This is a genomic window from Neobacillus vireti (genome assembly GCF_036962345.1).
GTDB classification, from domain to species: domain Bacteria; phylum Bacillota; class Bacilli; order Bacillales; family Cytobacillaceae; genus Neobacillus; species Neobacillus vireti_A.
The window spans coordinates 1-21,894 of the sequence record NZ_JBALNB010000003.1 but is presented as its reverse complement, the minus strand read 5'-3'; the positions used below and the strand labels follow the sequence as shown (position 1 = coordinate 21,894).

Genomic DNA, 21,894 nt, shown 5'->3' with positions numbered 1-21,894 from the left:
TCTATATGCTAAGCATATCAGGACGAAGGAAGCCAACGAGAGGTGGGAGACTATGGATATTGAAATGCTGAAATCATTATATGACCAGAAGAAGTTTTATCAGGCTTTAGAACTTGTGAGGAATGAAATAAATCTTTTTAAAACAATGCGATTTTCAGAATTAAAGCTGGAGCTAAACAAAATTCATTCTGTTGAAGAATTTCAAGTATTGATTCGTTTGACTGATCATTTTTTGATGTACCAATATAGCTCTTTTATTGCTCGCTATGCTTATCGCCGTTTTCCTTCTATACAAACTATTACTTGGTACTGTGAGGAACTTCTTGACAACGGGAAGATATTAGAAGCAGACGACCTCATTTCAAAAACAATCAAGGAGAATCAAGATGATAGATTCAATCCTGTGGAGATTGAGCGTCTTTATTTTTGTAAGATTCGTTGTCTGCTAGAAATGAATAGATTTAACGAAGCAGAGAAGCTGCTTGAAACAGTAAAAGAGGCTGCCCTCCCGCTGCCCGACAAAATGGGATATGTATTCATGCAGATTGGAAACAGAAGGAAAGCGGAGGAATATTTTCAACAAGGGTTGGATCATCCGGAAAAAGGTAGAATCTGTTATTTACTATTGTCTGATTTAAAAGCTTCAAATGGACAAATAATGGAGGCATTAGAGCTTATTAAGGAGGGAGAGAAGATCTACCCTGAAACGCCGGCCTTCATGCTGGAAAAAGTAAAACGCTGCCATGACCTTGGAAACATGACAGAAATGCTTGAAATAATCCAAAAATTGAATGAAAAAATTCCAGAGCATTCCTATCGAAAATACTTCCGTTACTTAACCAAAATCGCTTACTACAATTTAATGGATTTTTCCCGCCTTTCCCAGGAAGAAAAAGGAGTGAACACTCTTTTTACTCTAAAGAATGAACAGGGTGAATTAAGTAAGCTGCCGATAAAACCTATTATTCAAAAAAGTAATTATTGTGTTCCTGCAAGCTTAGAAATGATCTTGACTTTTTATGGTCAGGACATCAACCAGGATGAGATTGCTCATCATATATTCAATTTTACAGGTTCAAAGCTGTCGACCACTGTTGCGTATCTGGAAGAAAACGGTTATGAATGCCGATACTTTATTGGAAATAAGGAAATATATCAAGAATTGTTGAAAAAGAATATTCCCATTCTTTTAAGTGTTGATTTTGAGAATTCTTCCCATGTTCAAGTCATGACAGGGTATGATAGCAGGTTCGACTTTTATCACATACAGGAGCCTAACTTGTTAGAACCGATGTATATGACAGCCAGTGATCTAGAAAAGGCAAATGTTTCAACATGTTATATGTCCATCGTCTTTGTTCCAAATGATCGAGCCCATGAACTCTCTTTTTTATCAAAGGAAGAAGATGAGTATTTTCGCAGGCTGCATGCGTTAGGGGAGAAAATGGAAGAGGACGAAGAGGCATATAAAGAGATTTTTCTAGAATTCTTAAAGGCTAACATCGATGTTCCTTATTCTCTTATTTATATTGTTAAGCATTTCTCCTTTGAGGAATATAGTGATTTCATTGTTCAATGTGCAGATAAGTTATTGGCGATATATCCCCAAAATGACTTTATGAATCTGCACGCAGTCCAGGCATACGTGCGTCTACATAAGATGGAAAAGGCAAGAGAGCAGTTAAAACAAACCTCAATGAAAACGTTCAGCCCACTCTATCATTTTCTCAATGGTAGAATTTCGCTTTACTTTGACGATATGAAGGCCGCGATTCATTCTTTTAGAAATTCTTTGCAGCTTGATCCCGATCAATACTATACATGGAGTTATCTCGCTCTCGCATACCTTTACTCTGGTGATGTAAAGAGAGCAGATTATTTTTCTTCTATTAGCATGGAGCTTGCTCCGAAAGAAAGATTTGTCCGTATTAATCATGCCGCGGTGTTAATTGAGAAGCACGAGTATGTGGGTGCACGGAAGATATATGATCAACTTATTCGTGATTTACCGACTGATGGACATGCTTGGTATGAACGTGCACGTCTTGACCAGAAACTTGGAAAAATAAGAAAGGCGCTGCGCGGATTTTTAATGGCGGTAAAGCTAGAAAACCATTTAGCTCATGCTGTTCTTGCAGCCGCTGATCTTTATGAATATGAGGTTGGAGATCCAGAAAAAGCGAAGGGAATATTACAATCAGGTTTAAATGCGGCTTCTTCTGCTTTGCTTTTGGTTCGGCTGGGAGATTTCTACCGTGAACATGAGGAAATCGATAAGGCTATTGAAAGTTATCAAGAAAGTATAAATTTATTTCCAGAGGAAGTGTTTGCCTATATCGGGCTGGCTGAAATCATTGGGAGTAAGGAAAGTAAAGAAAAGGCTATTCAATTTATTAAAACCCATTCTGACAGATTTAAAGAGGATAGTGAATTTCTGATTAATGGCGGGCGTATAATAGCGGACTGGGCTCTGGAAGAATCCTTAGAGTTAATTGAGAGAGGTATATGCTGTATTCATTCTAATCTTCATGAAGCATTAGATCTATATGTAAAAATAGTGGAAGAGACACCTTTTGTAAGTCGTGCGATAAATTTTCTAGAGCAGCAGTTTACTAAGTTTCCTAGTTTGATTGATTACAAATGCTATCAGGGAACCTTGCATGAGGTTAGACAGCACTATTCACTTGCACTCAATTGTTATAAAGCTGCTATAGAGGTTAGAGAAGATGCTTTTCCCTATTATCGAATGGGGGAAGTGTACGTAAAAAACGGAGCAAGTGAGCTCGCTTCTGAAGCATATAAAAATTGTTTATCATTGGATTCCAGCTTCGAATCTGCCTATTTGCGGCTAGCAGAAATAGCAGCGGCTAAAGGGGATTTTGAGGAAGAAGGAGAATATCTCCTCAGTCTGCTGGACTTTTCACCTCTTAGCGTAAATATAGAATATTTGACGATGATTTTGGATGAAGATCGAAATCGTCAATTACTTATACAGCTTCAATCAATGCCGAAAGATCTTAATGAAGTTTGGAGACTGGACGCACAAGGATATATACATGGTGCACTAGGGGAAATCGACCAAGAACAGGAAAAGGTAACTGCCGCACTCAATCTTAGCCCTGATTTTTCAGAACTGCTTCACCATCAGGCAAAGATTGATATTAAAACAAAAAAGTGGGAAAAGGCTGCCTCCATCCTTACATTGCTTTTAAGTAAGGACCCTGATAATGAAGAGATTTACAGAACACTGATTGCTTATACCGCTGCATCCAGTAAATGGTCAAGACTGCCCGTTTTTCTCTCAAAACTAGATGAAAAAAATAAGGATAAGAGTACAAGGTATTTATTAGCAGCCGAGGCAAGTAAGCAGTATATTATGGAAATGAGCTGGGAGGATGAAGAAGAAGGAAATGTATTTGGTCGTTTTGTCCGTAAGTTAAAAAATCGGACCAAGCAAATAAACTTGTTTGGCTCCATCATTGAGCTTTATGAGAGAGCTATTAAATTTAATGGAGATAATTTTTCAGCAGTAAGCCATTTTGCACGATTTTATGGGAATTTTGAACTGGTTGAGGACGCAATTAAAATTCTGCAAAAAGCATTAAAAAGTCATTGGGACGATCGAATTGCCTATCAGCTGGGAATGATTTACCTGAACAAGGAGGATTACATTTCAGCACTTCCACTATTTGAACGGCCATTAAACAGTGATCCTGAGGACACGCACCTTTCTTATTTGGTTGCCTATATTCATTGTGAAATGGGAGAAACGACGATAGCGGAAGATATGATGATGAAGATTTTAAAGGAAAATCCTTTCGAACAAAGTGTCCATTTACAGTTAGGCCGTTTGTTTAATGGACAGGGCAGATATCTTGAAGCAAAAGATGTCCTTGAAAAAGGGAAGGAATACCATCCCTATGATGCTGACATTTGTGATGAGCTTGAACGTACGAACAGTCATTTAGAAAATGCATTGGTACTAAATCACTGAAACAGATGTGCAAAAGCGCATCTGTTTTTTCTTATATAATCCAGCTCCGGCACCTAGCCCCTCGAGGTCGCTTCGGTCCTGCAGATGAAGTCGAAAAGCATGACTTCATCCACAGGCCCTCCAGCGCTTGTCGGGGCTGAACAAGGTGCTTCCGCTTTTTAGTTTAAAAAGATGAAAGTATTAAAAACCTAACTCATACAATGAACTAAAAGGGGAAGTGGTGTCAGGTTGGAACGCACATATCTAATCAAACCTTTACTCGATGAAACCTTGCCAGTGATTCACCATGGCAAAGGTGTTTATTTGTATGATAGTGAAGGCAAGAAATATCTTGACGGTGCCTCAGGGGCTGTAACCGCTAATATAGGGCACGGTGTATCTGAAATTATCGACGCGATGCAAGAACAGGCAAAGAAAGTTTCCTTTGTGTACCGCTCGCAATTTACAAGTGAAAGCGCTGAAAAGCTGGCAAAGAAAATTGCAGAAATAACTCCTGGGGACTTGAATTGGTGCTTCTTTGTTAACAGTGGTTCGGAAGCGGTAGAAACAGCAATGAAAATGGCGATTCAATATTGGCAGGAAAAAGGGATCCACACGAAAACGAAAGTTCTTTCCAGGTGGGTCAGCTATCATGGAATTACATTGGGAGCACTATCACTGTCCGGCCATACCGGAAGAAGGGCCCGTTTTGTTCCGCTGCTTGAGGATTTCCCAGTCATCAATCCCCCTTATTGTTACCGCTGCCCCTATGGTCTTGAGTCCTCTTCCTGCGGTCTTCTTTGTGCTCAGGAGTTAGAGCTGGCAATCAAACGGATAGGTGCTGACCATATCGCCGCTTTTATTGCAGAACCTGTAATCGGTGCAGCAGGCGGAGCAATTGCAGCTCCGAAAGATTATTTTAAGGCTATTAAAAAAATCTGTGAAGAACACGACATCCTTTTTATTGCAGATGAGGTTATGACTGGTTTTGGGCGTACTGGTTCTGTACTAGGAATGGAACAGTGGGGAGTTATCCCTGATATTGTTGCTTTAGGGAAAGGAATGGGGGCCGGTTATGCTCCAATTGCAGCTGCACTTGCAAGTGAGAGGGTTATAGCGCCAATACTAGCCGGAACAAAAGTGGTTATGAGCGGGCACACCTTAAGTGCAAATCCGCAATCCTGTGCTGTTTCCCTAGCTGTACTAGAATACTTGGAGAAAAATAAGATTATCGGTGAGGTAGAATCCAAAGGAGACCTCCTCAAAAATCTGCTGAACGCATTAAAAAATCAATTTTCCTTTATCGGAGATATTCGCGGAAAAGGCTTATTGCTTGGAATTGAATTTGTCGAGGACACTGTGACCAAAACTCCTTTTTCTAGAAAAGCAATGGTTACCCAAAAAATCATTGCATTAGCAAAAGAAAAAGGGCTGCTTGTTTATCCTGCGGGCGCAGGGATTGATGGTGTGAATGGTGATGCCATTATTATTTCGCCGCCATTAACCATTACAACGGATGAAATAAAAGAACTAATTACACTTTTAACAGATACGTTTGAAGCTTTTTCAAAGCATTTAAAATCCGACGTTTGATGGGTGGTGTTGAGATGGAAAATCCATTTGGAAAAATAACAACTTTAAACAAGGTTTTAGAACTCTTTTATAACGGAATGACATTAATGTTTGGGGGGTTTGGCGGAGTTGGAACCCCGCCAACCCTTATTGAGGGAATCCTCGAAAAAGGGGTGAAAAATCTAACACTTATTGGGAATGATACCGGATTTCCTCATATCGGCATAGGTAAGCTCGTTAGTCAGGAAAGGGCAGATAAGGTTATTGCTTCCCATATTGGTTCAAATCCCATTGCTGGCAGACTTATGCATGAAGGAAAACTTGAGGTGGAGTTTTCACCACAGGGGGTATTAGCAGAAAGAATTCGAGCTGGCGGGGTCGGTCTTCCTGCCATCCTAACAGATATTGGAATGGATAATGAATTCGTATCCAAGAATAAGCCTCATTTCCTCCTCAATGGAAAGGACTACCTAATTGAAACAGCATTAACCGCAGATATTTCAATTGTTTATGCGAAAAAGGCAGACCCCTATGGAAATCTTATCTTTGACAAAAGTGCACGTAATACGAATCCACTTGTGGCGATGGCAGGAGAGATCACGATTGCCGAAGTGGAGGAAATCGTTCCGCTGGGCAGCCTCAACCCAGAAGAAATTATTACCCCAGGAGTGTTCGTCGATCATATTATCCCTTCGAAGGGAGTGAATTGGAAATGGGCTTGGGAGTAGATTTTCGCAACACCATAGCGAGAAGGGCAGCAGAAGAAATTCACAATGGAATGGTGGTTAACCTTGGTATAGGTATCCCTTCCTTAGTCCCGAACCATTTGCCAAAGGATATGATGGTTTTGTTCCATGCTGAAAATGGAATTACCGGTATGGGACCAAGCCCCCAGAAAGGGAAGGAAGATGAAAATTTATGTAATGCTGGAGGTTTTCCTGTTACCTTGAACCAAGGTGGTTCTTACTGTGATAGTGCCATTTCTTTTGGGATGATCCGCCGTGGAAGAGTCGATATCACGATATTGGGGTCCCTGCAGGTAAGTCAGCATGGGGATTTAGCCAATTGGATTGTTCCAGGAAAAAAAGTTCCTGGTATGGGCGGTGCGATGGAGTTGGCACAAAAAGCAAGAAAGGTGATTGTGTTGATGAATCATTGTGATAAAGCCGGAAATCCGAAAATTGTCACGTCCTGCACATTACCGCTGACTTCTACAGCTTGTGTTGATATGATCATAACCGAGTTAGCTGTATTCAAGATTACCCCTGAAGGATTACTGCTGACAGAGTTGTTTGAACCATATAATCTGCAAGAGGTAGTGAACAAGACAGAATGTAAGTTTACCATAAGTGATACTGTCCGAAAGATCATCTATTAATCTCACCCATTCTTCAAAAGAGGGAGTGAAAAGGTTGAGTAACCATGAGGAGTCCATCAAACAATGGCTTAAGGACAATCGTGCTAGAGGTACGAGGTTTTTACAAATACTTGTACAAGAAAATAGTATAAGAGGGAATGAGAGTAGTGCACAGGCTGTTATTATTGAAAAATGCCGTCAGTTAGGACTGACGCTTGATATTTGGGAAATTAATAGAAATGAGCTAGAGCAGCATGAGGCGTTCTGCTGTGATCGGGAGAGCTTTGAGGGTAATCCGAATGTTGTTGCCGTTTTAAAAGGAACCGGTGGGGGTAAATCTATCATTTTAAATGGGCATATTGATGTGGTTCCGGTCGGTGATGAGAAGAATTGGACACACGATCCTTTTAGCGGGCATATTGAGTGTGGGAAGCTATACGGACGTGGCAGCACTGATATGAAGGGCGGAACGGCTTCGCTCATCATGGCGATCGAGGCGATAATTGCGACAGGAACAAAGCTAAAAGGTGATGTAATTTTTCAAAGTGTAATTGAAGAGGAGAGCGGCGGGGCCGGCACACTTGCCGGTGTTCTGAGAGGCTATCGCGCTGACGGTGCCATCATTCCGGAACCAACGGGAATGAAAATTTTCCCCAAACAGCAGGGGTCAATGTGGTTTAGAGTTCGTGTGAAGGGCAGGGCTGCGCATGGCGGTACCAGATACGAAGGAGTTAGTGCTATCGAAAAAGCAGTCCTGGTGATACAAAAACTTCAACTATTAGAGAAAAATCGAAATATAAAAATTACCGATCCTCTTTTTAATAAAATACCTATTCCTATTCCAATAAATATAGGGAAAATCCAAAGTGGAGAGTGGCCGTCCTCTGTACCGGATTTGGCCGTGATAGAAGGAAGAATGGGTGTTTCTCCTGAAGAAACGATTTTCTCTGCCCAAGCGGAAATGGCTGCCGTTTTGAATGATTTGAATGAACAGGATGAATGGTTTCAGGAGAATCCACTTGAAATTGAATGGTTTGGGGGAAGATGGCTTCCTGGTAACCTAGAAGTTGATCACCCATTAATGAAGACACTTTCTGAGAGTTTTGTAGAGGTAAAGGGAGAAGAACCCGTGATTGAGGCAAGTCCATGGGGGACCGATGGAGGAATTCTATCGAACGTTGGAAATATACCTGTCGTTGTTTTTGGGCCGGGAATTACAGCTGCAGCACATGATGCAGATGAGCACATCCGTTTGGAGGATATGTTTGCAGCTAGCAAAATCATTGCGTTAACCTTGCTGAAATGGTGCGGTGTCAGTGAATAAGAAAACCTCCGATGGTATTTTTTGGTATAATATATAATCATGGACCATGGAGGGACGGAGATGAAAAAAGATTTGTGGATCGGCGGCGAATATCGAAGTGCTGCTTCTTATAATGAGTTAAAAAATCCTTATAATTTGGAACTGCTTGCGAAGATTGGAAGTGCCAGCCAAGAGGATGTACGTTTAGCAATAAGTGCTGCACATCAGGCTAAAACTATGATGGCGGAAATGCCTGCTTTTGAGCGTGCGGAAATATTAGAAAAAGTGGCACGATTTCTTAGAGATGACCTTGATGAGTGCGCGAGATTAATAGCTATGGAAGCAGCAAAGCCGCTGAAGGCAGCGCGGGCAGAAGTAAATCGAACGATCATGACGTATACCTTTGCAGCACATGAAGCGAGAAGAATTCATGGTGAAACCGTTCCAATGGATGCAGCCCCAGGGGGTCAGGGCAGTCTTGCCTTTACAGTTCGGGAACCATTAGGTGTAATCGCAGCGATCACCCCATTCAATTTTCCTATGAACCTAGTAGCTCATAAGGTAGGGCCAGCTATTGCTGCAGGGAATAGTGTGGTGCTGAAACCAGCCAGTCAAACCCCATTATCGGCGTATCGGATAGCTGAGTATTTTCACACTGCAGGTTTACCGGCGGGGGCATTAAATATTGTTACGGGAAGTGGAAGTAAAATTGGGGAAGTTCTAATGAAAGACGATCGAATAAAAATGATCACCTTTACAGGAAGTCCTGAGGTGGGGCGTTATATACGTGAACACTCTGGCTTGAAGCGGGTGACACTTGAGCTGGGATCGAATTCGGCAGTTGTTGTCGATGAGGGGGTTCAACTGAATAAAGTGATTCCTCGAATCGTCAACGGTGCATTTGCCTATCAGGGGCAGGTTTGTATTTCGATCCAAAGAATTTTTGTCCATGAAAGTATCATTGATGAGTTTACTGAGCAATTCGTTAGCGAAACCAGAAAGTTGAAAGCAGGGAATCCGCTTGAAGAAGATACGGATATTTCTGCCATGATCACACGGGGTGACGTGGAGCGAACAAAGCAATGGGTAGATGAAGCCATAAACAATGGGGCCGATTTGAGACTGGGAGGCAACGCTGAAGAAGGAATCTTCCAGCCAACGGTTTTAGTGAATGTACCATTAAAGGAGAAGGTCAGCTGTGAAGAGGTGTTCGCCCCTGTGGTGCATATTAATTCCTTCCGTGATTTTAGCGAGGCCATCGACCTGGTGAATGATTCAAAATATGGTTTACAAGCTGGAATCTTTACGAATGATATTCATAAAGCTCTACAAGCAGCCAAGAAATTAGAAGTAGGCGGGGTCATGATTAATGAAATCCCTACATTCCGTGTGGATCAAATGCCATATGGGGGAGTGAAAATGAGCGGTATGGGCCGAGAAGGCATTAAATACGCTGTTGAAGAAATGACAGAATTAAAGCTTATTAGCTTTAAAACAGAGTAGAAGAAAATGTCTGGCTGAATATCCAGTCGGACATTTTTGCTAAATGGGTTCATAAAGCCCGAAAACGCATGAGATTGGGAATACGGTCCTCATGAAAGGTTCATGAAGCCCGAAAACAAATGAAATTGGAGAGACGGCCCTCATGAAAGGTTCATTAAGCCCGGAAACGCATGAGATTGGGAATACAGTCCTCATAAAAGGTTCATGAAGCCCGAAAACGCATGAGATTGGGAATACAGTCCTCATGAAAGGTTCATGAAGCCCGAAAACGCATGAGAATTGGGAATACGGTCCTCATGAAAGGTTCATGAAGCCCGAAACCACATGAAAGCACCAAAAACGGTCCTCATGAACTATGAAATTACCAAATTACCAACATAGTAATCTGACTTACCTAATTATGAATAGGATTGGAGCGACAAGGATGAACCAAACTGCCTCCACCATCTATATAAAGGAAGCCAATTTTTATCTAGAAGTGTATCTGGATCCTTTTAATAAAAGAATCCGTATTGATGATTACCGCGGCAATACAAATTTAGCACTCGAAAAGGCAGAAGAGCTGGCACGCGAGCACCAGTCAGAAAAGTTAATCATGAAAGCCCGTATAGAAGATACATTCTCTCTATATGAAAGAGGACTTCAGCCAGAAGCGGTGGTTGACCGCTATTTTCTTGGTTCTGATGCCCATTTTTTTTCAAAGTTCTATACGTTGGAGCGGAAGAAAAATGAACATTGGATTACCGAGGATCATATGATTCAAAGTATTTATCAATTAGATCCACCCATTGATAAACCCTCTCCATCAAAGGGTTATGAATTAAAAAAAGCAACTGTAAACTGCGCGGAGGAGCTTGCAGACTTGTATCGCCAAGTCTTTCAAATCTACCCGACGCCGTTACATGACCCAGAATATGTAAAAAAGACAATGGAAGAAGGGACAATTTATTATGTTTTCTTTTACCAGGGGAAGATTGTCAGCGCGGCTTCAGCCGAAGTGAATTCATTTTATAAAAATGCAGAATTAACCGATTGTGCCACATTAAAGGAACACCGGAAATATGGTTTGATGAAGATAATTCTCATTGAACTTGAGGAGGAACTGAAACGGAAAGGTGTTTATTGTTCGTATTCCATAGCTCGAAGTTTATCCTTTGGAATGAATGCGGTACTGTTCCAGCTCGGTTATAAGTATCGCGGTCGATTAATGAATAATTGCTATATTTATGACAAGCTTGAAAATATGAATATGTGGGTAAAGAATCTGGCGAACTGCTGATTTTTCGGCTTAAGGTGCCGGATTTTCGGCATATAGGGAGAGAGGTGAAGTTAGAGATGGTCCAATTAAATGCGCTCACCCAAGAAGTTCTGTCAGCCATTTTGAAAACTATTGATGAGGGAATCCATGTGGTGAATACAGAAGGTAAAACAATTTTTTATAATGAAGTAGCTGCAAGGCATGATGGAATGGATGTCAGGGAAGTACAAGGGAAACACCTTTTGGATGCCTTTCCTTCTCTAACGGAGAATTCAAGTACCTTGCTTCGGGTGATCAAAACAGGCAAACCCATTTATAATCAGACACAGGTCTATGTAAATATCCATGGAAAACAAATTGATACCATTAATACCACTCTTCCTATATTTTTGGATAAAGAGATCATTGGTGCTGTAGAGATCGCCAAAGACTACTCTAGAATGAAGCAATTAGCTGAAAGTTTATTGGATTTACAAAAAAGTGTAAATAAAAACAACAAGAAAAAAACGTCAAAAAACATATCCTATACACTTCATGACCTAAAGAGTATAAATCCGGTTTTTATAGCCATGAAAGAAGAGGCTGGTAAGCTGGCAAAATCAGATTCTCCCATCCTAGTATACGGAGAAAGCGGGACCGGAAAGGAATTGTTTGTCCAAGGAATTCATCATGCCTCTTATCGTACGAATGGACCTTTTATTGCGCAGAACTGTGCAGCGATTCCCGAAACACTGCTAGAAAGTATCCTTTTTGGTACAGCCAAAGGAAGCTATACGGGAGCTGTCGAAAGAAAAGGATTATTCGAGCTTGCAGATAGCGGGACTTTGTTTCTTGATGAACTTCATACAATGCCAATTGAGTTACAGGCAAAGCTGCTACGTGTATTAGAGGATGGAATGGTACGAAGAGTGGGAAGTGTACAGAACATTTCTGTTGATGTCCGCGTCATTGCTGCCATGAATGTCCATCCTGCTCATGCGCTTCAAAATCAAAAGCTTCGCTCCGATTTGTACTATCGCCTAAATGTGTTTACCTTCTCCCTTCTGCCGATTCGAGAACGAAAAGAGGATATTTTATTTTTGACCCATTATTTTATTCAGTTTTTTAATAAGAAATTACAAAAAGGTATAAAAGGAATACATCAGCATGTGGAAAGCTTTTTTAGGAGTCATTCATGGCCTGGAAATGTCCGTGAACTAAAACATACGATTGAGTACATGATGAATGTATGTGAAGAAGATGTACTTCAAATGAAAGACCTGCCAATTATGATGAAACAACAGGCAGTTGCCAAAGATCATGTTGAGAACAATCTTTCATTAAGAAAAAATGTTGAGGAGCTTGAGGTTCAATTGATTGACCGGGCATTGGATTTGGCAAAGGGAAACATCAATCAAGCGGCCAAGCTGTTGGAGATTCCCAGACAAACCCTGCAATATAAACTTAAAAAGATTAGGGAATAGCCGCCGAAATATCGGCTTTTTTTTAATTACTTTTTAAAAAACACCTAACCTTACCTATTGGCATGATTCTTGCATACTATCTAAGTAAAGCAAGGTAAGGAGGAATTACAATGAAACAGACATTATATAAGCCGGATCGGCATTGGAAGGATATAGAGCTGTGGAAAGATGTAAGTGAAGAGCAGTGGAATGATTGGCTATGGCAGCTAACAAATACCATTCGTACATTGGATGATTTAAAAAAGGTGATTCATTTAACTCCGGATGAAGAAGAAGGGGTACGAATTTCAACAAAAACCATTCCCTTAAATATAACACCGTATTATGCTTCATTAATGAACCCTGATGACCCGCGCTGTCCTATTCGGATGCAGTCTGTGCCGATTTCAAAAGAAATTCATAAAACCAAATATGATCTTGAAGACCCGTTGTATGAGGATGAAGATTCGCCCGTACCTGGATTAACCCACCGTTATCCAGACCGGGTTCTGTTCCTAGTAACAAATCAATGTTCCATGTATTGCCGGTACTGTACGAGAAGGCGTTTCTCTGGACAAATTGGCATGGGAGTACCCAAAAAACAGCTGGATGCAGCCATTGATTATATCCGTCAAACCCCACAGGTTCGAGATGTATTAATTTCTGGCGGTGATGGACTGCTTATTAATGATACAATCCTAGAATATATTTTGAAGAATCTCCGTGAGATCGATCATGTTGAAATTATTCGAATTGGAACTAGGGCACCTGTCGTATTTCCACAAAGAATTACCGAAAACCTCTGTAATATCTTAAAAAAATACCATCCGATCTGGTTGAATACTCATTTTAATACCTCGATTGAGATTACCGAGGAGTCAAAAAAGGCTTGTGAAATGCTGGCTAATTCCGGTGTTCCTGTCGGGAACCAAACGGTCATTCTTGCCGGCATTAACGACAGTGTGCCGATTATGAAAAAGCTTATGCATGACCTCGTGAAAATCAGGGTTCGACCATACTATATTTATCAATGTGATCTTTCTGAAGGAATTGGTCATTTTCGGGCACCTGTTTCCAAAGGTCTTGAAATTATTGAAGGATTGCGCGGTCATACAAGCGGCTATGCCGTTCCTACTGTATTTTTTAAAGGGGGTATGAGAAATCCTTTATTAACAAGGGATTATCAAAATTACCATTTTAGGGTAGCCTAATAAAACCAAAAAATGAAGGGGAAGGCATCATGACGGTTGCAACAGCAAGAGATATTAAACATTTGGCTATGTATCTCCGTATTTCACAAGAAAAGAAGGGTGAAAATGTAGAAACACTTGCCAATCATAGAAGTCAATTAACTGACTTTGCTAAAAGGAATGGATTTACTTTTGAAGCATTTGAAGAAGTTCTTTCAGGTGGCACTTCTGAATTAGGAGACAGGCCACAATTGCAAAAATTATTAGATAGAATTGAAGAATTTGATGCTATTTTAGTGGTTGAATTATCACGCCTTTCACGTAACGGAAAAATAAGTCAAACCATAAAGCAAGAATGCGTCGATTATGATAAGCCAATTATTACACCTTTCGCTTCGTACGATCTAGCCAATAATGAAAATGACCGTTTATTGTATGATTTCGGAAGTGTGATTGCCTCGCATGAACACAGCACCATTGGAAAGCGAAGTAAGAACAATAAAATACAAATGGCAAGGGCAGGTTTAGACGTGAGTGGTGGTGTTCCTTATGGCTATAAAAGGAACCCGAAAACAAAAAAATTGGAGATATATGAACCTGAAGCCGAAGCAGTACGTTTAATCTTCAAACTTCATTCACAAGGGCTCGGAAGTTTTAAAATTCGAGACATTCTCAATGAAGAAGGCATTTATAAACCTTCAAGAACAGAACATTGGAATCTTCCTTCTATAAAGCGGATTATCAGAAATGAAAAATATAAAGGGTGGAATTTTTTCAACGATAGAAAGAAGGTTAAAAGAAATGGGAAATGGGTTTATGAAACACTTGAAAAGATTGTTGTAAAAGAGGCACATCCACCAATCATACCAGAAAAAGAATGGGATTTAGCTAATAAGGATAGGGAAGAACGTGCAAAGAAGGCTGGTATGATACGAGAAAAACCAGCTGTAAAAAGCGGTGTAACATCATTAAAGGATTTAATGATTTGTGGCTGTTGTGGTAGAAAGATGACTATCAGAAAGGATTTATCTTGTGCGACTGGATATCTTGTAAAGAAATGTGAATATTTATTGGAAAACGGAGAAAAATGCAATAACAGCGGTATCAGGTTAGTCCATATTGAAGAACATGTTTTAACTGACGTAATGAAAGAAAAGGAACTGCTTGAACTATATCTGAAGTCTTTAAAAGCAGATGATACCAATGAATATATGGATAACCTTCAGAAACATTTAAAACAGTTGGAAAAACGTATTAAGAATGCTGAGGCAGAAGATAAAAAATTGATTGATTTAGCTTTGACTGGTATCTTTTCAACTGATGAAATTAGGCTAAAAAAGCAGGAAATAATTAATAAGATAAAACTGTTAAATGATGAAAAGGACTCTTTAATGAATGAATTAGAAAAGCCAAAAATAGAGGATATACAAGGTGTTCTTAATGCTAAAATAGCAATAATAGACGCATTACCTTCTTTAGAAGGCGAGGCATTAAATCAGGCACTCAAAACCATAATAAAAAGTGTTACTTATACAAGGGTTATTCCTGACGATATTTTGAGATTATCTACAAGGAATCCAGCAAGAAAGTTTTATCCATTTGAAATTGAAATAGAATATGTTTAAGACGTTCCTATTTAAATCGACGTAAAATTGTTCTTATTCGGCTTTTCTTAATACTCTAACAATTTATTTAATTATTCATGGTTTGCTTTGCCAGTAAAAAGTTAAGAAATACAATTAAATTTATATTAAGAGCGGTTTGTAGTATTTTTATATTTGATGAAGAGATCTCAAAGAAAGTAATAAAGTAAGTAATAATAATTAAGTTTTAATTAACAAAAAGGAGTTGGCCTGCCAACTCCTTTTATTAAAAAATAAATATTATTTAAGTAAATAATGATTGGAGAATTTCCTCCCAATTTGCATTAGAAAGCTTTTTATTAGGATTTTTTTCACTTAATATACAATTAAATAAATTTATTTCAAAATCCAAAAAATTTAAGTAAAAATCTTCACCTTTATCTAATGGTTTATCATTTGTATTATTAATATTTTCTTGTATCTTTTTTTTGATATCTTGTAAATGTGATTTAAATTCTGATAATAATTTTTTATCATTCAAATAGTTTTTAACATTATTTTCAAAGCCATTTATTTTTTCGAGCATAGAATTACATATATATTGTTCATAATGATTTTCCTCTAGAGATTTTCCGCTAATTATATTATTACGTAAGTTAACTAATAATTCAGTTGCAGTAATAAACATATAAATATTTTCATTTGTTGGTAAGGAATTTTTTAAAATATAAAAATTCTCAACCTGTTTATATAGCCAAATAAAAAATTCATAGATGCCTTTTTTAGAATTTTTAGTTGCTCTTAATAAGAAATGTTGCATTTCACTATTTTGAGTCTGAAAGTCGCGTTCTAAAGTAGCGGCATAAGATGATAGACTATGGTTCATAATATCCTTAGGAGGGTGTATCCAAGTAATATTATTTATATTTCTATCAATATAAAGAAAGCATTTAGCCAAAAAATCATTAAAATCATTATTACCGTATGTTGGTCTAAAGCATGTAAAAATTTTTATATTATTTCCTCTTTGTTCAGTACCACCCACTAACACACCTCTATAAGGGAAGCGGCCCAAAAAGGTAATATTTTTGGGGTTGTTTTTATATCCTCTTCCTGCTGCAAATGGAGTTAGAGGAATATCTGTACTAATTTTATAGTAAAGATTTTCTACGGTAGGAAAATCAGACTCTGATTCAAATGCTTGTTCTAATTCATTTTGGCTATCGAAATTTGAGGCAACAGTATCAATGTGAATCCATTTTTCATTTCTACCGAGTCTGCCAGTCATATGTTTGCAAATATGTTGTTTAAATGTACTTTGGCACTTGTTTTCATCATACTTATGTATACAGTTACCTGAATTCCTTTTTATGCATGGTTTTGGACTTGCATTACTCCAAATAATCTGACTCATTTTTTCTCCCCTTTTTCCAACTCTTCTGCTGAAAATTGGTTTACTACATTTTGTCTATTTTTTACTACTTCATTTGCTAACATTCTAATATCAATTCTTTCTACTATGAATTGTTTAATTAAATCGATAAAGAAAATCTCTTCAGGTTGAAGCAAAAAACATGAAAATATATCGGCTAAAGATTCCTTATCTATTTTTATATTTTTATTTATGATTTCAAATTGATTTACCTTGTAGTTGTAAATGTTTTTATAAATTGAATGACCGATTTCATGATTTAAAACAAATTTGTACATTATATTTCTTTGCTTATTAAGATCCGTTTCAACATCATCAAAAATATCTAGTGCAAGTAGACTATATGGCTCTTGAACCTGATATAGCTCTTTTTTATTTGATAAAAGTTTTAATAATTTTTCTATATTTTCAGGACAAATAAAAATCCAGTTACCTTCGTAAATAGGTAAGTAATCATTAAATTCCTCTCTAAATAAGTTTAAATCATTAAACGAAATAGTTTTATAACATCCAAGGAGGTTTGATATCTCTCCTAGTAAATCTCTTTGATTGTCTGCTATATTAACTTGCTGACTTTCACCGATATTATTAATAAAATAGTTAATTAATATAGGATCTACGAGTATTATTCCCTCAATTTCACAAGCCTTCTGTAAAAACAATTGTAAACTTTCTATATTTAAAGCTGGAAAAAGGTCTGTTGCATAACATGTTTTTAATGCTTCATCTGATGATACAATAAACCTTAAATCCCTAATTTCATTTGTTTTTGTCCTTTCCATTTCTCTTGCGTTTCTATCAAATTTAACTAAATCATTTGTTTTTATTACCTTTAAATACGTTTTATAAATATATAAAAATGTATTCTTAAATTCATTTTTAAATATTTTTTCACTGTCCTCTACTAATGAATTATAATTTTTCACTTTATTTTCAATATCTTTAATGCTTATTAAATTAATATTTTTATAATTTATTAATTCATTCTCGCTTAACTTTAAAAATATAAGTGTATGATCTAGACCTAAATGAATATTTAGTAATAACAAACGTTCATTGTCTTTTAAAATTGTTTCAGTATCGATTTTCAGCTTATTATTTTTATAAAGGTCATCGAAAACTAAATAAGAATTGTCAACTTTAAACAATGTCCCAGGATTTATCAAAGGTAATAAATAATCCTTAAGTTTACCTTTCCCAACAATAATTCTATTTTTAGGAATAAGTCTTTCTAACCCTTTGATTTTTATTTTTTCAAACAAATTCACTTTCTCAATATCTTCAATTTTTATTTTATGCACTCCGATCAATCTCTCAAGGGAATATGGTAAATTTGTTTCTTTTTCAAACATCAATTCATTTGAATAGTGTTTTAGCACATCTATTGAATTACTAATACTTTTCATTACACACCTCACCAGGGTAATTAAACAAAATTAATTTTTTTAGCTTTAGAAAATATATGTTGTAATCTTAATGATACTAAATAGTCATTTAAAGAATTAATATTTCTTTCGTTCGCTTCTTTCGGTAGGTTTTTGAGAAGTCCGATGGTTTCGGTTTTCAACTTTTCAACTTCTTTTAAGACATTGTAAATATTATTAAATGTTTTTTTATTTATTTTAGCATCAACTAATTCTTTTAAATTTGTATTTGGGTATAGCTTATAAATCTGTTGTAAATTTAATGTGAATACTTTCGTTTTAACTAAAATATTTGCTGTCATTGAACTTCGAAGTGCATAAATTAGAAATTTTATATTTTTTTGTTCTTGATACTTTACTAAAAATAATTCTATATTTTCTAAATAATTTTCAACTAATTTTTGTGTAAAAAAGTATTTTCCTAGCTTTCTAATCTCATGATAATGGTCTGTCCGCATTGTTACTATGTGGGAGTATATTCTTTCAAAGGTCTTCATGTTACCACAAATTATTTTATTAAATACCTGTTCAACTTCTTCGACCTTAACACTTACTTTTCTTTTATATAGCGATCTTTCTGGTGTAATAAAATCTGATGCGGGTTTTTCCAACCTAAATAAATTAATACTTGGATGAATAAAAACTGCATAAACATCCCAATCACTATCCTCATCATTAAACCCATACATTCTAGACCCTGCAACCACCATAAATAAAGGATTTTCAATATACTTAAGCGCGTAGTTAGTAAATGATTTACTTGAAGGATGAATCCACAATTTTTGTGCCCCTTTCTTACTACTAATAATACTTTAAAAAACAATTAAAAAATCAATTAACCTAGGTGCCTAGGAACATTTTATCAATGTAATATATGTTGTTATTTATACTAGTAACCCTTAAACGATTTTTTTATTTTGTATAAATAACTAAAAATACCTAAATTCGACAATTTCTTAATATAATCTTGCATATTTAAAGCTGTTGTATGGTTAATTAATTCAGTATGTGCAGCAGAATTTCTTATTTCGGCAATGTTTTCCCAACTATCTAAGAAGAACCGCGAATTTATTCTAGCCCAACCATCTGGTAGCGAATTATTAATTTGCTTTTTGAGAACTATTTGTGATTGAAATAAGGCGGGATGTAGCAATTTATCATGTGTATTTCGATACAACTTATTAAAATTAGGTTTTAATTTTCCTGATTTTATCTCGCCATTTATTCCTGACTGGAATTTATTAAAATATGTAGGTAGATCTATTCCAATATTTGACCTTATCCAATGTACAAGAGACATATTTACTTCATTTTCAAAGCATTTAGCTAAACATATTACCGAGGAAGTAAAATCATCATCATCACTCAAATAATCTATTACTTTATAACTAGTTTTTAACATCAAATAAGAATCATGTTCAAGGTATTTCTTATTAATGGGAAGTGTTATTTCGTTTTTGTTTTGTGTTGATAAATAATAATTTATCGCCACATAAAATTTATCTAACTGTTCAAGAATATATTGCTCTTCATCTAAATCATATAGACCTTTATTTAATTCTTCCTTTATTTTCTTAATTTCTATTTTTATATCTGACAACACACTTTCAAATTGTATAAACGCCTCTTTACTTTCTTTTAAATCTGTATGGGTTACAAAAGCACTTACAACATCTGCCAATGCTTTTGCCAGACTACAACCAATATTTGATTCTTTTAAATTATTAAGGGGTTTATAAAGCGGGTTCTTAATTTCATCAAGTAGAAAATTCCACCTATTATTTAATTCTTCATATTTCATACCTTTTCTTGCGATTTTTCCTAAGGTTGCAATTTGGTCTTCTAGGCTAGCTTTATTTGTTGAAATCCAGTGGAAATTATTAAACTTGAGGTTTGGTGTTATAACTATGCATGGCAAACTCTCAAATGGAATATTCAGTTGACTAGCAATAAAGTGTGCTGTTGTATCGTCATCTTTTGCCTTTGTTTTAATGCCATTATACCAAGCTAAAAATGGATTATTAGGATCCTTTTGCCAATAATCTTGATATTCATGCCATTCAGAAGGAGGATTAACAATTGTAAAAAACAATAATTTATCACTTGATACTGTATCCAAAGTTTCAAAACTTTTTTCTAATTTTTGATAAAATTGAAAATGCTCTTTTGGGTCATACAAAATAAATGCAAAAAGGTTAAAATTCTCAAGCAATTTCTTAGATTCCTGCAAACTGTCTACATCTGCACACTCATTTAATATTGATTTTAAAAAGGAATAACTATTTATTGGTACTCCCATTTCATTCACTCCTCAAATGATTATTATAAATACGGCAGAAATTTCTTTACACTTTGTTTTTAAATTAGGCATTGAATTCCTCATATTTTCTTCCTATATTTGTAGAGATACAAAGTTTTCAACTTTTTCATCAAGACGATTAAAATCTCATAATATTTCAAGTCCAGGCAGTTCTTTATTGCTTAACAACCCATTATTATGAAGAAATCGGAGTAATAGAATTTTGATTTTTTGTTCTAAGTTACTGATTGGTTACTATTATTTAGATATTGTTAAAATTCTTTTATTTGTCTTTTTAATATCTCAGCAAGTTTGTCTCTCTTAACATCAGCAATAGGAGGATATTTTGCTTTAATGCTGTAACCAAACTTCCTGTGTGGCTTTTCATCGATGTCACCAATAAATCGTTTGTGTGGCAAAGAAATTAGTTGTGGCTCTATTCTTTCAATCAATTCCTCGATTCGACTTTCATTCGTGGTCCATGCTATCCAAATCCAAGGAATATCACTCAATAAACTTATATTTGGATACAACAGTTCGCTATAAAGAGGGTCATCTTTAACTGAATGGAATTTTTCAATAGCCAAATCAGGGTCGCTTTCAACAATGTTAAACAGATTTAAAAGTAGAAGTCGACCTTCAAGAGGAGTAAATACTTTTTTCATAACTTTTTCAATAAGATTAATTTTTCCCAAATCCCGTGTGATTTGACCTTCAGCAACTGTTATTTTTCCACTATTTAAATCATTCCAAAGATTTTTTTCTAATTTTGCACCTCCTGGATTATGTAAAATAATACTGCCAATTACTTCTTTACTATCTCCCCATTGTAAATAGGCACTTTTTCGGAAAATGAGATTCTCTCGCTGTTCAAATAATCCGTGTACTTGCAAATTTTCACCTCATTTATATCAACAATTTAGACTATTTTAATCACAAGTATATATCAAAAATATACCATCTCTGTTCTTAATTGGAAACATAATAAAGCAGAAGATAATTGAAAATTGCCTTTTAATTTTGCAAATTAATCATTGTAATATGCCAATCGGAAAAGCCTGTAATCTTGTTGTTCTGATGGATACTGATGACCTGTCCAATATTGTTATTGGAACACTACCAAATACCCCATTAACCTACTTGCAAAAACATATAGATCTAGTCTCTTCCACATTTCAATGACACCATCTTGGGCTGGTGCGATCCCGAATTTCTATTGCTCTTTTGTTATGTACAAACATGCGCCTACTGCCGACGTTTTACATAACCTATTTATAATAGATAGATAAAAGAATATTATCTTTATTCGAAGATTGGTTTTTCTTTTTTACATTATTTAGTATAAATTTCTAATAAAATGTAATTATCTGTGATACATAATAAGGTAGATTTAATATTAAATTTTAATAATATGAACTATATTTCTAAAATATAGTAATTTTATATTGGAATATTTTTCATTTTTTGTTATTATTTAAATAAATTAGAATTAATTAGAGGTGCTTTATGAGTGAAAAATTAGAGAAATTTGAAAGGCTAGCAGAAAAAAGAGTTACTG

General features: G+C 36.2%; 14 protein-coding genes and 1 pseudogene. 10 read left to right on the top strand and 5 right to left on the bottom strand.

All coding sequences use genetic code 11. The features are described from left to right. Positions 1-52: 52 nt before the first annotated feature. The 10 genes and pseudogenes from V7108_RS01520 to V7108_RS01475 all read left to right on the top strand — a co-directional run bounded on the left by V7108_RS01520 (position 53) and on the right by V7108_RS01475 (position 15,223). Entirely contained in the window at positions 53-3,994 is a 3,942-nt protein-coding gene (locus V7108_RS01520; protein WP_335567200.1) for a tetratricopeptide repeat protein, read from the top strand. Between the two features lie 228 nt (positions 3,995-4,222). Next, complete coding sequence (locus V7108_RS01515) at positions 4,223-5,566, top strand: aspartate aminotransferase family protein (RefSeq protein WP_335516904.1); 1,344 nt, start codon at positions 4,223-4,225, stop codon at positions 5,564-5,566. A gap of 14 nt (positions 5,567-5,580) precedes the next feature. Further along, positions 5,581-6,273, top strand: a complete 693-nt coding sequence (locus tag V7108_RS01510) for a CoA transferase subunit A (protein WP_335567199.1) — start codon at positions 5,581-5,583, stop codon at positions 6,271-6,273. Next, positions 6,258-6,923, top strand: a complete 666-nt coding sequence (locus tag V7108_RS01505; protein ID WP_335567198.1) for a 3-oxoacid CoA-transferase subunit B — start codon at positions 6,258-6,260, stop codon at positions 6,921-6,923. Before V7108_RS01510 ends, V7108_RS01505 begins: the two co-directional genes overlap by 16 nt. A 34-nt stretch (positions 6,924-6,957) precedes the next feature. Then, positions 6,958-8,226: a peptidase gene (locus V7108_RS01500; RefSeq protein WP_335567197.1), complete on the top strand. Its 1,269-nt coding sequence runs from the start codon at positions 6,958-6,960 to the stop codon at positions 8,224-8,226. Between the two features lie 60 nt (positions 8,227-8,286). Further along, positions 8,287-9,708, top strand: a complete 1,422-nt coding sequence (locus V7108_RS01495) for an aldehyde dehydrogenase family protein (protein ID WP_335567196.1) — start codon at positions 8,287-8,289, stop codon at positions 9,706-9,708. A 424-nt stretch (positions 9,709-10,132) separates the two neighbouring features. Further along, complete coding sequence (gene ablB / locus V7108_RS01490; protein ID WP_335567195.1) at positions 10,133-10,987, top strand: putative beta-lysine N-acetyltransferase; 855 nt, start codon at positions 10,133-10,135, stop codon at positions 10,985-10,987. 56 nt (positions 10,988-11,043) lie between these two features. Further along, positions 11,044-12,429: a sigma-54 interaction domain-containing protein gene (locus V7108_RS01485; protein ID WP_335567194.1), complete on the top strand. Its 1,386-nt coding sequence runs from the start codon at positions 11,044-11,046 to the stop codon at positions 12,427-12,429. Positions 12,430-12,539: 110 nt separating this feature from the next. Then, positions 12,540-13,544: pseudogene (ablA, locus tag V7108_RS01480) on the top strand (lysine 2,3-aminomutase); the annotation flags it as partial. A gap of 104 nt (positions 13,545-13,648) precedes the next feature. Next, a complete protein-coding gene (locus V7108_RS01475) occupies positions 13,649-15,223 on the top strand; it encodes a recombinase family protein (protein WP_335567193.1) in 1,575 nt (524 codons plus the stop codon). Positions 15,224-15,485: 262 nt separating this feature from the next. Here V7108_RS01475 and V7108_RS01470 read toward each other — a convergent pair whose 3' ends face one another. The 5 genes from V7108_RS01470 to V7108_RS01450 all read right to left on the bottom strand — a co-directional run bounded on the left by V7108_RS01470 (position 15,486) and on the right by V7108_RS01450 (position 21,229). Beyond that, positions 15,486-16,595, bottom strand: coding sequence for a hypothetical protein (locus V7108_RS01470; RefSeq protein ID WP_335567192.1), 1,110 nt, complete (start codon positions 16,593-16,595; stop codon positions 15,486-15,488). Beyond that, positions 16,592-18,019, bottom strand: coding sequence for a hypothetical protein (locus V7108_RS01465; protein ID WP_335567191.1), 1,428 nt, complete (start codon positions 18,017-18,019; stop codon positions 16,592-16,594). Before V7108_RS01465 ends, V7108_RS01470 begins: the two co-directional genes overlap by 4 nt. 20 nt (positions 18,020-18,039) lie before the next feature. After that, positions 18,040-18,816 carry a DNA polymerase beta superfamily protein gene (locus tag V7108_RS01460; RefSeq protein ID WP_335567190.1) on the bottom strand — a complete coding sequence of 259 codons (777 nt, stop codon included), beginning with the start codon at positions 18,814-18,816 and terminating at the stop codon, positions 18,040-18,042. 110 nt (positions 18,817-18,926) lie between these two features. Further along, entirely contained in the window at positions 18,927-20,336 is a 1,410-nt protein-coding gene (locus tag V7108_RS01455; protein ID WP_335567189.1) for a hypothetical protein, read from the bottom strand. Between the two features lie 272 nt (positions 20,337-20,608). After that, complete coding sequence (locus tag V7108_RS01450) at positions 20,609-21,229, bottom strand: hypothetical protein (RefSeq protein ID WP_335567188.1); 621 nt, start codon at positions 21,227-21,229, stop codon at positions 20,609-20,611. Positions 21,230-21,894: the final 665 nt, after the last annotated feature.